Here is a 13,244-nt window from a genome sequence, read left to right as displayed (position 1 = left end):
AATAAAAAATCTTTATATATTATATAATATCATATCTATAATAATTATTTCAATTGATAGTTTGCTTTTTTACACCATTATATCTATTGTGATATAATAATAAATACTAAATCAATTATAATAAAACTAAGAGGAGAATATAATGGCTAACAAACAAGTGAAATTTGAGAATTTATTAGAAAGCGATTTGAAAAAAAACGAAAATTCTAATGCCAAATCTTCAAGAAAAAAAAATAGTGAAAATATAAAAAATGGCAAGGATAAAGTTGAATCAACAGATTTAAAAAAGAAGACAAAAAGTACAAATAAAAAGACAGCGAGTACAATTAAAAAAGTAAATAGCAAAAACAAAGACGCAAATAGCAAAAGTTCTACTGAAAAAAAAGCTTCTAAGAAAGAGAGTGTTAGCTCAAAGAAAACAACAAATAAAAAAAATGCTGCTACTAGTAAAAAAACTACTGCTTCCCCCGCAAAAAAAGCTAGTTCAAAAAGAACGGTCAAGGGTAGAAACTCCAAGGTCTCTGTTTCACAAGAAGATATGGACAAGCTTTGTGAGGTATATGACTGGTATATGCAAGTAAAAGACTTAGATATTATAAAAGAAAAGACAAAAATAAAAAAAACGTCTATAAAAATTGAAGATGATATTATAAAGACTAAGAAAAGAATAAGTGCTGTTGTAGATAATGATGTTTGGGCAGCATTTGATAGATTGTGCAATAATACAGAAGAAAAAAAGGGAGAAATGCTCACATTTGCAATAAAGGATTTTTTATTGAAGCATAAGGATCTTATATAGTTAAAGATTATATATTAAATAGTAAGAAAATGTTTGTCTAAAACTATGTGAATATCTAATATCGAGACTTTGACCCTGTTTTTGCATAGTAATTAAATTTTGTTTAATATAGTATAGATCGAAGGCTTTGAAGATATAATTTTTAATAAGAAAAATTTTATAATTAATATAAAAAAGACTAGGATAAATATCCTAGTCTTTTAAAATATATAACTTTTAAAATTTAAAAAGTTATACCTTCTTTTTCTAACTTAGCTTCAAAAGTCTTATCATCTACATCAGTTCTCTTACCGAATATTCTAAGACCTAGTACAACTGCCAATAAAGCAACTGGTAGCACTACTATAGCTGGAAGACCCATTCCTGCTGGTATATATCCAAACAGTATAGCTATAGTTGCTATGAATAATGAGTAAGGCATCTGTGTCTTAACATGGTCTATATGATTACAACCTGCTCCCATTGATGAAAGAATAGTTGTATCAGATATAGGAGAACAGTGATCTCCAAATATAGCTCCTGTAAGAACTGCAGATGTTGAAACTACTACATATCCCATTTCAGGTGAAATAGAGTGAGCAAGAGGTATTGCTAGAGGCATCAAAATACCCATAGTACCGTATGCTGTACCTGTTGAGAATGAAATTATTGATCCTAGTATAAATATAATACTTGGCAATAAGAATGCTGGAATAGATCCTGATAGATACTGTATTAAGAACTTTGCTGTTCCAACTTCCTTGATTACAGAACTAAGTGACCAAGCAAGTATTAATATAACACCTGTAATCATCAGTGTCTTCATTCCATCAATCCAAACTTCTATTGCTTCTGATACTGTATATATTTTCTTGAACTTAGCCATTAATATAGCTACTATTGAAGAAAATAGTGCTGATTGAAACAGTGCTACAGATGCATCAGATGCAGAGAAACAATCTTTTATACTGTTAAAAGAAAATGGACTAGCATTTATAGAAGTTATAAGACCTTGGTTATTTCCGTCCATTATAGAGCTATATCCACTGTAATAAAATGCAACAAGAGCACTTACAATTAGCACGCCTATAGGAATTATAGCGTTCCATATACTTAGCTTTACTCCTTCTTTAGGAGCCATATCATCTAATTCTTCTACTCCCTGATCTAAATCACTAGTAATATTTTCTTTTCTGTGAGCTATATACTCAGCCTTTCTCATTGGTCCAAATTCTCTTACCATAATTGCACTAATTAATATAAAAGCAAGTATCAGTATATTGTAGAATCTATATGGTATAGTTTGTAGAAAAACACCAAAGGCATCAACATTTACTCCAATACTACCAAAGGCATCATGTATTAAACCAACTTCAAGTCCTATCCATGTAGATATAATAGCTAAACCTGCAATCGGAGCTGCTGTAGCATCTATTACAAATGCTAACTTTTCTCTAGAGATATTCATCTTATCAAATACAGGTCTCATTATAGGACCAACTATTAATGAGTTTGCATAGTCATCAAAGAATACTAATATTCCTAAAAACCATGATATAATCTGAGCGCTTCTTGAAGACTTTGCCTTGTCAGCTAATGATTCAGCAACTGCCTTTGCACCGCCCATCTTTCCAACTAGGTTGATTACTCCTCCTATACATAGAACTTGCAGTATAATACCCGCATTCCATGGGTCAGCTAGTGAGTTTAATGCTCTTGAGATAAAATCTAAAAATGAAAGTACAATTGCGGATAATAAATTAGTACCAGTTCCAACTTGAAGAATTAAACATCCTGACATAACACCTAAAAATAATGATATTACAACATTCTTTGTAATAAATGCCAATAATATGGCTAATAATGGTGGAATAATAGTGATTATTCCAAACTTGTTTGAGTTAGCCTGTGCAATCTTGTCAATATCTTCTGCAAATGCAGGAACAACCGTCATTGCCAGTAACATTAAAGATGTTAAGACTACTCTAAAATTTCTCTTGTTCATAATAGAACCTCCCTTTTAATATATGCATTAAATAAAAATTTCTGATCAAAATTAATTGATTAGTGGGGATAATTATATTAGAAGCTATAAAAATATTCAAAATTAAAAGCCCCGGAAGTAGGCTTCCGAGGCTTGGATTCAAACACTCATGATAGCCCAACACAGAAATACTGTGACAGTGATGCGCATATTATACACACCCCCAGTAGATATAGTCATAAAGCTAACTACACCACTTCGGCAAATACTCCTTTCGCTGCAGATGCTTCAATCTTTTACGCAGTTACTAATAATACTTGCTCCTCTACCTTTTATTTAATTACTTATCACTATATACAAGTATATCGTAATAAAAGTAAATGTCAAGCTATTTTTAATTTTAAAAACATTATACAGCTTTATAATGACATTTCATATATTTTCTTTACATCTTCAGCGTGAAGTTCTACAAATCCTTGTATAGATCCTCCCTTTACTTGAACTGCCTTTTTAGCCATCTTATCAAAATCTTTGTTAGTTAAGTTTAGCTCTCTTAAAGTAGCTGGTATATGTAACTCTTTTGTGAAAAACTCTTCTGTCTTATCTATTGCCATATTTGCAATATCAAATCTGTCTAAAGAAGAATCTATTCCCCAAACATTTACACCATATTCTACAAATTTAGAAACTGTATCATCACTTAGTATGTGTCTCATCCAGTGTGGAGTAAGAATTGCTAGACCTTCTCCATGTGTAACATCATAAAAAGCACTAAGCTCATGTTCCATAGGATGAACTGACCAGTTATTTGCTGAGCCTGCAGATATAAGACCATTTATTGCCCAACTTGATGCCCACATTAAATTTGCTCTTGCATCATAGTTAGTAGGATCATTATAGGCAATAGGACCATAATGAAAACAAGTTTTCAAAATAGCTTCTGCCATTCTTGACTGTAAGTATCCACCATCTACATTAGTGAAGTAGTTTTCAAATGTATGACTTATTATATCCGCTGTTCCTGCTGCAGTGTGTCTGGCTGGAACAGAAAAAGTATAAGTAGGATCTAAGACAGAAAGTTTTGGAATAAGGCATCTTCCATATGTGCCAATTTTTTCATTTGTCTCCATATTTGATATAACAGCATTTCCATTCATTTCAGAACCTGTTGCCGCAAGTGTTAACACAGTAAATACTGGTATAGAATCCTTTACCAAGCTTTTATCTACTACAAGGTCCCATGGATCTCCATCATATTTAACACCAGCAGAAATAACCTTAGAGCAATCAATTGAACTACCACCGCCAATAGCAAGTACTCCACCTATTGAATTTTCCTTACATATAGCTACACCTTCTCTTACAGACTCTATTCTAGGATTAGGATCTACATTTGAAAGTTCAAATACCTTTACCTTATGTTTTTTTAATTGTTCAACAGCAGAATCATATATTCCATTTCTCTTAATACTTCCTCCACCGTAAACTAATAATACTTTATCTGTATACTTGGCTATTTCCTCACCAAGATGCTTTATTTGACCTTCACCAAACAACACTTTTGTTGCTACTTGAAAATTGAAATTATACATATTATGTCACCTCTTAATAAAATTTTATTACTATAATTATATTATAGTCTATACTTTGTTTAATAATCAAGATTTTGCTATTTTTTTTTCAACTTATATATGTTAACATGTTATTAAGTAGTTTAATATTTTTAAACTTATAGATATTAATAATTTATATAATATCTACTATTTTTATAATATTTTTAAATGTAAATATGGAAAAATGATTAATAAAATTATATGTATATATTTAATATAAAATAGCATAAAAAAAGAGACTTCTTCTTTTGCTTTACATTGAGCAAGAGTTATATTATAATCTTATAGGTGGTGATAAGATTTATTATTATTTAAAAGCGAAATAATAATATTAAATTTTCTAAAAAGAAGTTAGAAAAAATAATATTTGAAGGTGATGCGATGAAAAAAAATGAGACAAACAATATTGATACTAAAAAAAATGTACGGAATGATTCTGAGACAGTTAAGGATACTAAAGAATCTCTAAGTTCCGTAAAAGAAAAAGAAAAAAATACTAATATCAAAAACAAAGATAGAAAAAATAAAAATGAAACTACTCCTACTTCTAGAGTAACAAACTCTAAGAAAAAGAAGAAGTTTTTTAATCCAAAACTATGGAAAGAAAGATATCTAATGAACCCTCGTGTGGTTTTCAATATCTATAAAAATGACCTTAGAGAATTAAGTCGAAATTTTGCAGTTTTGGTAGTTATTTTGGGACTAACAATTGTTCCTTCATTATATGCTTGGTTTAATATAAAAGCCTTTTGGGATCCATACGGAAGCACAAAATATCTAAAAGTTGCGGTTGTAAATCAAGATAAAGGAGACAAGTTTAGAGAGCAAGAACTAAATATGGGTGAAAAGGTTGTAGAAAACTTAAAATCAAACCCTGCTCTAGATTGGCAGTTTGTTAGTAAAAGTAAGGCTGAAGTAGGCCTAAAAACTGGTGAATACTATGCAATCATACTTATTCCACCTGAGTTTTCAAGCGATTTAACTTCTGTAACTAAAAAAGAGGTTAAAAAAGCAACTATAGATTATACAGTCAATGAAAAAATAAATGCTGTTGCTCCTAAAATAACTGATAGTGGAGCAAATGCTATTACCCAGCAGATAAATAAAACTTTGGTTGAAACGGTAAGTAAGGTTTCATTAGGAGCCTTGGGCGGTGTATCCAACGCTATAGGCGATATGGATCCAAAGCTAGATAAAATGAAAGATACTCTTAGACGTTTAGACAGGCAGTTAGATAACTTGAATAAGCTGTCTAGTACAGGAGATAAAACTTTAAATGATTTAGAAAAAACTTTGAATACTACAAAGAATGGTATGCCAAATATACAAGCAACTATAAATGATTCTAAAAAATTAAACTCCAGTATACAAAATAGTCTTAAGGATGCAAACACTTCTTTCAATGATATAACACCTGAAATCAAAACTGATTTAGAGCTCACAAGTGATCTGATAGGCCAGCTTTCCGACTTGGCATCTGGAATATCGGATAAGGGTGAAATAGTAAATGAAGATGCTATAGCTTTGCTTCTTAGAATGAAGTCTAAAACAAACAGTACGATAAATATGATTGAAGGACTTATAGATGTTCTAGAAAGAATAAACAGAAGGGACTCTCCTCTGCTTAACAGTGCTATATCAGATTTAAATGATAGTTTGAAAATACTTGAAGACTTAAATAATACCATATCTGACTCTATACGATTGGCAGAATCTGGTCATGATTTATCAAGTGATGCACTTAGCAAGATGGTTCTTTTATCAGATAGCTTGAATAGACGAGTTGACGATTTGTTATCACATTTCGATACGAAGATTTCAAATCCAATCAATAAGATTCATAGAAGTACTATGACTGTTACAAATGATTTAGGTAAGGTTATGGATGATGCTAACAAAATATATCCTGGTATAAATACCTTGCTATCAGATGCAACATCAATCACTTCTACCCTTAAGGGAACTACAGCTATAACTCAAGATTCGATTAAGATTCTTAAAGAACAAGTTAGTGATTCAATAAAAAATATAGAAGATATACAAAATAATAAAGATTTTAAGGATTTCAACAGTATAATTAAGTCAAATATACTTGATAGAGTTGATTTTTTGAAAAATCCAATAAACTTAAAAGAAAATAAGATTTATAAAATGGAAAACTATGGTTCTGCTATGACACCTTTCTACAGTGTACTTGCAGCTTGGGTAGGAGGACTAGTGCTAGTTGCAGTCCTATCAACTAAGGTGCCTGGAAAGAATAGAGCTGTTGATGAGTATTTTGGGCGAATGATGTTATACATTACACTTGCAATAGGACAGTCTTTAATAATTGCTTTAGGAGATTTCTTTATATTAGGAGTAACCGCAAAGCATCCAGTATTGTTTACACTTATACTGGTCTTCTGTAGTATTGTGTTTACCGTCATCATATACTCTACGGTGTCCTTGTTTGGAACGGTCGGAAAGGGAATCTGTGTCTTCCTTCTGGTTATACAAATAGGTGGTTCAGGAGGTACATTCCCTATACAGATGACACCAGACTTCTTCAAGGCAATAAATAGTGTAATACCATTTACATATGGTATTAATGCTTGTAGAGAGGCTGTCGGAGGTATTTACCTTCCAAACTTATATCATGATTTAAGGGCACTATTGGTATTTATGATTATACCGCTTGTATTTGCAATCTTATTTAAAGGTCCTATTAACAGACTAGGACACCCTCTAAATAAGATGTTTAACAATAGTTTCTTAATTGGTCACTAAAATTTAACTTTAAAGTAAATAATTAAGATATTAGTATATAAAAGAAAAAGGAGAGATAATTATCTCTCCTTTTTTAGTATTTTTGTTTTTTTTATAATGCATTTAAAAGTACTTTATAAAAAATATAATGGCAAAGTATATACTGAGTGAAAGTATACACTTTGCCATTATTAGGTAAACTTTATATATTATATAAAATCTGTTATTTATAAAATCGTAAATACGATTATTATATATAAATTAAGTTAATTATTAATTTAATTGAAAACTTGTTCTCTTAAGAGAAGTAACAATTACATTAAATAAAACTATTGCTGATACGACGTTTATTAGAGTTGCTGGTAAAACCACAGCTATAAAAAGCTTTGTAAGTGCTACTGGTAAGCCAACCATTATAGAAGCTAATGATAAAAATGCAAATCCACTGACTAAAGTTCCTATAAATGTCATTATAATAATAGCTATTTGATCTCCTTTTTTTCCAAGCTTTTGAATCAAAGGAGTTACATATATTAATTTCATAACACCATACATCACATTTACAGTTATTAACTTATCTATAAAGTTTGGAAGCTGACCGGCAGGAAACTTAGTAGTCATACCTGCAAAAATACCTGCAATTATACCAGACATAAGACATGTTTTATAATCATCTCTATTCATTATCATTATACAAAATAGCATAACAAGTGATACATCAGGTGTCACACCGCCTCCAAGAGCAGGGAATATTTGATGTATAATCAAGCCTATCCCCAATAAAATTGCATTTAAAATCATTTTCTTTGTTCTTGAATTTCTCATTTTTAATCCTCCATTTTCCTCTTTTAAAATTATTGACTTAAATATGCCTATAATAATTATCTACATTGAGAATAATTGGGTAAAAAAAAACTCCGTCCTAATAATAGGACGAAGTACTAATTCGCGTTGCCACCTAATTTATACAGCTATACCAAAAATATATATCTGCATATCTCTATTTCGGGAACGACATGATTCCCTATCCGCTATAACGTGCAGCCCACGGTGAAGTCTACTAAAATTTCGATTCACTCCTCTGAGACCCATTCACTTAGTACCCTTTGTCGATATTCCACCATCATCGACTCTCTATAAAAGAATAATTAAGCTACTCCTTCTCTTCAATGGATTAATTATTATGATTTAATGATAGTACAAAAAATTTATAAAGTCAAGTACTTTTTTTATATTATTTGAACTTTTCTATAAATTTAAATAGTATAATCTAAATATAAAAAATATTTAATAAGCTTTATTTTTTGTTTATATGCCGATATCAAAGTATATAAACAAACTAGCTGATTAAAATATTTATAAATCCATAAAAGGATCTACTATATTTTTGCTAATCGTAATCTCTATATCCTCTAAACTATCTTCTAGGAAAGTTATAATTGAATCTGCAAAGATATGCTCCGTTCCATAATGTCCACAGTCAACAACGTTCATGTCCATTTCTAGGGCATCCATTGCTTGATGGTATTTCATATCCCCTGTAATTAAAAGGTCTATATCAAGTTTTTTTGCTTTTTCAAAAAAATCTGCACCTGATCCAGTTACGATTGCTATTGTTTTAATATTTTTATCTAATCTACCCACATATCTAACATTATCAATGTTGAGTTTTGACTTTAATTCTAATATAAATTCCCTAACATCCATACTTTTTTCCAGACTAGCAACTCTTCCTAAACCATATGTTTCACCATTTTGATAGTTTTCATTTGAAGATACTTCCTCTAGAGTATAGTCACTACTTATACCCAAAAGTTTGAGAAGATAGTCATTTAAACCGTCTGCAGCAAGATCATAGCTCGTATGCATACAATAAACTGAGATTGAATTTGATATTAATTTATAGATAAGATTTCCTTTAATATCCTTTTTATTAATTTTATTTATTTTGCTAAATAGAAATGGATGATGCGAAATAATTAGATCAACCTTATTTTCTATAGCCTCATCAATTACCTTTTCAGTTATCTCTAGAGTAAGCATTATTTTTTTTATTTCTGAATCCTCATCACCAATATTAAGTCCAGAATTGTCCCAGTCATATTGAATGTATTCTGGGTATTTTTGATTTATAATATCTAAAACTTCATTTAAAATCATTACTTAATCCTCCATTGATTTAATAATATTTTCAAGCTTTTCTTTTCTCAACTTCAAATATTTTACTCTCGCCTCTATGCTTTCACCACTATTATTTGAAATTTTTTCTAAAATTGATTCGCATTCCTTTATTTTCTTCAAAATCACAGCTTTCATTAAAGGTTCTTTTCTATCTATAAGTGGTTTTGCTAGTTCTAGGTAAATATCTTCAGTCTCAATCTTATAGTCAGGATTATACCTTGCCTCTATAATTTCATATATTCGAAAATCTTCGTTTACCATATGTTCATCAAGTATTTCAAAGTTATTATCTAATAAGTATCTTCTTAGCTCTTCTGGGGCCTGCATTGGCTGTAATATTAGCTTCTTACAAGACTTGCATACTTCCAATCCATCTTCTATTATTTCAGAGATTAAAACGCCCCCCATGCCTGCAATAATAATTTCATCTACTTCATTAGCTTCTAGCACACTTACTCCACTGCCCAATCTTAAATCAGTTTTACTTTCTAAAGACATTTTTTTTATTTCTTCACGAGCATTATTTAAGGGACCTTTATTAATATCTGCTAAAATAGCACTTTTTATTTTATCTTCCTTTAATAAATATACTGGTATATAGCCATGATCAGTGCCTATATCTGCCAGTTTTATATCAGCACTTACAAGAGATGCAATTTTTTCTAATCTTTTTGTTAATTTCATATATTTCTCCTAATAAATTTTTAGTTTAAAAAGGTATATGTCAATAATAACATAGACATATACCTAATAAATTCATATAATTGTGATATTAGTCTAAAAAGTCTCTTACTAACTTAGATCTACTAGGGTGTCTAAGCTTTCTAAGTGCTTTGGCTTCTATCTGTCTTATTCTCTCTCTAGTTACATCAAATTCTTTTCCAACTTCTTCTAATGTACGAGATCTGCCATCTTCAAGACCAAATCTTAGCTTCAATACCTTCTGTTCTCTCTCATTTAGAGTATCTAGCACAACTGCTATCTGTTCTCTCAATAAAGAATAAGCTGCTGCCTCAGCTGGTGCTGGAGCATCCTCATCTGGTATGAAATCTCCTAAGTGTGAATCTTCTTCTTCACCTATAGGTGTTTCTAATGAGACTGGGTCTTGAGCAATCTTCATTATTTCTCTTACTTTGTCTTCTGACATATTCATTTCTTTTGCAATTTCTTCAGGCTTTGGATCTCTTCCTAGCTCCTGTAATAGTTGTCTAGAAACTCTTATCAACTTATTTATAGTTTCAACCATATGAACAGGTATTCTTATAGTTCTAGCCTGGTCAGCTATTGCTCTTGTTATTGCCTGTCTAATCCACCATGTAGCATATGTAGAGAACTTAAAGCCCTTTGTATAGTCGAATTTTTCAACTGCTTTAATTAGTCCAAGGTTACCCTCCTGAATTAAATCAAGGAATAACATACCTCTACCTACATATCTCTTGGCTATACTAACAACTAGTCTAAGATTTGCTTCAACAAGTCTTTCTTTAGCATAAGCATCTCCTTCACCCATTCTCTTAGCATATTCAACCTCTTCATGTGGCTTAAGTAAAGGAATTTTACCAATTTCTTTTAAGTACATTCTTACTGGGTCATCAATGCTAACTCCCTTAGGAACTGCAATTTCTGCAGATTTTTTTTCTTTCTTAGTTTTTGATGACTTTTCTTCCTTTTCATCTTCCTCTTCTTCCTTGTCAATTGACTTGATATCTAAATCATCAGGTTCAGTTAAATCTATGTTTGCTTTTATTTCTTTACCATCGACTACTTCGATCCCAAGACTTCCCAATGTTTCATAAAGGTTTTCTGCAACTTCTTTATCCATTTCGGTATCCTGAAATGCCTCCATGACGTCCATAAGTGTTACAGTTCCTTCTTTTTTGCCCTTTTCAAAAAGTTTCTTCTGGGCCGCTTTATTCATAACTATTTTCTTTTTTTCTTCAGCCATAATTAACCTCCCCTCCTATAAAGATTTCAATTTTTTGTTTTCAGATACAATTTCTAAAGCTATTTTCATAATTTCCAAATCTACCTCTTTTGCTTCTTCAGTATTATTTTTTATAGTCTTTCTTCTATCTTCAAGTATTTTTTGCCTATCAGATAGTTTATTAATTTTCTCTTTTGAATTGAAATTCAAAAGTTGATTGACGATTTTACCTATTTCCAAGGCATCTTCTAAGTTAATTTCGGATAAATCCACCTCGTCTAATTTTTTAAGATAGTCAACATCAAAGCTATCATCATTTAAGTCGCTTACCTTAATAATGCCCTGTTTGTCAAGAGATAAAACTTTTGAATATACTTTTTTGTTATTTTCATCAGAAAAATCTTCTAGACTGACTTTTAAGGGTATAATATCTCTTGCTTTTTTGCTTTCTAACATTGCCTTTATAAGGTTTATTTCTACAAAGATGTTACCATCTTCAACCTCTTTCATTTTCTTTACCCTAATAAAATCTTGTTTTTTATTAATTAAACGATTTGTTTTTTTATTGCCTCTAGGCTTACTATTATTATTTAATTCTAATTTGATAATATTAGCTTCTATCCCAGTCATACTAGAAAGATACTTAATGTAATAATCCAATTCCAAGGGGCTTTTTATGGTATTTAAAACTTTAACAGCCTCTTTTAGAAATTCCACAGATTCCTTACTATCATCTAAATTATAATTTCTATGCAGTGTATCTATCTTGAATTTAGTTGCCTCATCCGCTGCTTCTATTCCATTCATCATTTTAGAAAGTCCATTTGCTCTTATATATTCATCTGGATCTTTGCTCTTTCCTAGATTAAAAACTTTTGCCTTTAGACCATTTTTTTCTAGAATTTTTATAGCCCTCAAGCTAGCTGTTATTCCAGCTTGATCTGAATCGTAAGACAATACTACATTATCAGCAAACTTTTTTATCAACTCAGCTTGTGCATCAGTGAGTGCAGTTCCAAGAGTTGCCACAACATTTTTGATTCCATATTGATTCATTGAAATCAAATCCATATATCCTTCTACAAGAAGTAGAGTCCTATTAGTAATATGTTTCCTAGCAAAATTTAACCCATATAAGTTATATCTTTTATTGAATATAAGAGAATCTTGTGAATTTAAATATTTTGGAAGTGAGTCATCTAATACTCTACCACCAAAGCCAATTACATTTCCCTTGTAATCAAATATTGGAAACATCACTCGATTTCTAAATTTATCATAATAATTATTATTTTTCTTGCTTTGTCCTATAAGTCCGCACTCTTGAATCTCTTCTATGCTATAGTTTTTTGATAAGAGATAATTTTTAAGAGCATCCCAAGAATCTGATGAATAACCCAGACCAAAGTTCTTAATGGTCTTTTCATCAAGGCCTCTTTTTATAAGGTATTTATAGCCTATGTTTTTTTTATCCATCAAATTAGCATAAAAAAATCTTGCACTAGTGATATGAATCTCTTGAAACCTTTTTATTTTTTCAAGTTTCTTTTTCGTTCCCTCATCAATATTATCATTGATTTCAATACCACTTCTATTTGCAAGAAACTTCACAGAATCCATAAAATCGAGATTTTCCATTTTCATTATAAATGATATAACATCTCCACCTTCACCACAACCAAAGCATTTATATATTTGCTTTGCTGTATTTACGTGAAAGGAAGGTGTTTTTTCATTGTGAAAAGGACACAATCCCTTATAATTTGAACCCGATGACTTTAATTGTATATATCCTGAAATTATTTCAGAAATATCATTTCTTATCTTTATTTCTTCAATTATATCCTTAAAATCTTCCATAATATCATCCTTTATTGCTGACAATATTATATTGTCACATTAAATATAATATTTGTCAAGCCATAATATATACATTTCGACACATAAGTCAAAACTCCTTTTTTTTATCCACAAATAATAATTTTTTTTTTGAAAAAACTTTTATTATTTGTATAATTA

9 protein-coding genes, 1 riboswitch and 1 other annotated feature are annotated in these 13,244 nt (G+C 30.4%); of the genes, 2 read left to right on the top strand and 7 right to left on the bottom strand.

What is annotated here, in order from left to right:
- Window positions 1–142: 142 nt before the first annotated feature.
- Window positions 143–799, top strand: coding sequence for a DNA-binding protein (locus UF10_RS04085; protein WP_106776540.1), 657 nt, complete (start codon window positions 143–145; stop codon window positions 797–799).
- A 223-nt stretch (window positions 800–1,022) separates the two neighbouring features.
- On the opposite strand, the gene UF10_RS04080 is transcribed toward UF10_RS04085, so the two are convergent.
- The gene (locus tag UF10_RS04080; protein WP_106776539.1) at window positions 1,023–2,783 is read right to left on the bottom strand and encodes a Na+/H+ antiporter NhaC family protein; all 1,761 of its coding nucleotides are present in this window, start codon (window positions 2,781–2,783) and stop codon (window positions 1,023–1,025) included.
- 144 nt (window positions 2,784–2,927) lie between these two features.
- Window positions 2,928–3,098, bottom strand: a riboswitch (Lysine riboswitch).
- Between the two features lie 83 nt (window positions 3,099–3,181).
- The gene (locus tag UF10_RS04075; protein WP_106776538.1) at window positions 3,182–4,354 is read right to left on the bottom strand and encodes an iron-containing alcohol dehydrogenase; all 1,173 of its coding nucleotides are present in this window, start codon (window positions 4,352–4,354) and stop codon (window positions 3,182–3,184) included.
- Between the two features lie 402 nt (window positions 4,355–4,756).
- On the opposite strand from UF10_RS04075, the gene UF10_RS04070 reads away from it, so the two are divergent.
- Complete coding sequence (locus tag UF10_RS04070; RefSeq protein WP_106776537.1) at window positions 4,757–7,141, top strand: YhgE/Pip domain-containing protein; 2,385 nt, start codon at window positions 4,757–4,759, stop codon at window positions 7,139–7,141.
- A gap of 252 nt (window positions 7,142–7,393) precedes the next feature.
- Here UF10_RS04070 and UF10_RS04065 read toward each other — a convergent pair whose 3' ends face one another.
- From UF10_RS04065 to dnaG, 5 genes are all read right to left on the bottom strand, one after another.
- Window positions 7,394–7,945 (bottom strand): tryptophan transporter, encoded by a 552-nt coding sequence (locus tag UF10_RS04065; RefSeq protein WP_106776536.1) that lies wholly within the window; start codon window positions 7,943–7,945, stop codon window positions 7,394–7,396.
- A 101-nt stretch (window positions 7,946–8,046) separates the two neighbouring features.
- Window positions 8,047–8,299: a binding site (T-box leader), on the bottom strand.
- A 177-nt stretch (window positions 8,300–8,476) separates the two neighbouring features.
- The gene (locus UF10_RS04060; RefSeq protein WP_106776535.1) at window positions 8,477–9,280 is read right to left on the bottom strand and encodes a Nif3-like dinuclear metal center hexameric protein; all 804 of its coding nucleotides are present in this window, start codon (window positions 9,278–9,280) and stop codon (window positions 8,477–8,479) included.
- Window positions 9,281–9,283: 3 nt separating this feature from the next.
- Window positions 9,284–9,985: a tRNA (adenine(22)-N(1))-methyltransferase gene (locus UF10_RS04055; RefSeq protein WP_106776534.1), complete on the bottom strand. Its 702-nt coding sequence runs from the start codon at window positions 9,983–9,985 to the stop codon at window positions 9,284–9,286.
- 88 nt (window positions 9,986–10,073) lie between these two features.
- Complete coding sequence (gene rpoD, locus UF10_RS04050) at window positions 10,074–11,246, bottom strand: RNA polymerase sigma factor RpoD (protein ID WP_106776533.1); 1,173 nt, start codon at window positions 11,244–11,246, stop codon at window positions 10,074–10,076.
- A gap of 15 nt (window positions 11,247–11,261) precedes the next feature.
- Entirely contained in the window at window positions 11,262–13,085 is a 1,824-nt protein-coding gene (gene dnaG / locus UF10_RS04045; RefSeq protein WP_106776532.1) for a DNA primase, read from the bottom strand.
- Between the last annotated feature and the right edge of the window lie 159 nt (window positions 13,086–13,244).

Origin of the sequence: Peptostreptococcus russellii (assembly GCF_003012055.1) — a bacterium.
GTDB classification, from domain to species: domain Bacteria; phylum Bacillota; class Clostridia; order Peptostreptococcales; family Peptostreptococcaceae; genus Peptostreptococcus; species Peptostreptococcus russellii.
This window is presented reverse-complemented; position numbering and strand designations above follow the sequence as displayed.

Excerpts from the sequence above, each read along its gene's own strand:
- UF10_RS04070 (WP_106776537.1), top strand. The coding sequence starts at position 4,757 with ATGAAAAAAAATGAGACAAACAATATTGATACTAAAAAAAATGTACGG.
- rpoD (WP_106776533.1), bottom strand. The coding sequence starts at position 11,246 with ATGGCTGAAGAAAAAAAGAAAATAGTTATGAATAAAGCGGCCCAGAAG.
- UF10_RS04060 (WP_106776535.1), bottom strand. The coding sequence starts at position 9,280 with ATGATTTTAAATGAAGTTTTAGATATTATAAATCAAAAATACCCAGAA.
- UF10_RS04065 (WP_106776536.1), bottom strand. The coding sequence starts at position 7,945 with ATGAGAAATTCAAGAACAAAGAAAATGATTTTAAATGCAATTTTATTG.
- UF10_RS04085 (WP_106776540.1), top strand. The coding sequence starts at position 143 with ATGGCTAACAAACAAGTGAAATTTGAGAATTTATTAGAAAGCGATTTG.
- dnaG (WP_106776532.1), bottom strand. The coding sequence starts at position 13,085 with ATGGAAGATTTTAAGGATATAATTGAAGAAATAAAGATAAGAAATGAT.
- UF10_RS04080 (WP_106776539.1), bottom strand. The coding sequence starts at position 2,783 with ATGAACAAGAGAAATTTTAGAGTAGTCTTAACATCTTTAATGTTACTG.
- UF10_RS04075 (WP_106776538.1), bottom strand. The coding sequence starts at position 4,354 with ATGTATAATTTCAATTTTCAAGTAGCAACAAAAGTGTTGTTTGGTGAA.
- UF10_RS04055 (WP_106776534.1), bottom strand. The coding sequence starts at position 9,985 with ATGAAATTAACAAAAAGATTAGAAAAAATTGCATCTCTTGTAAGTGCT.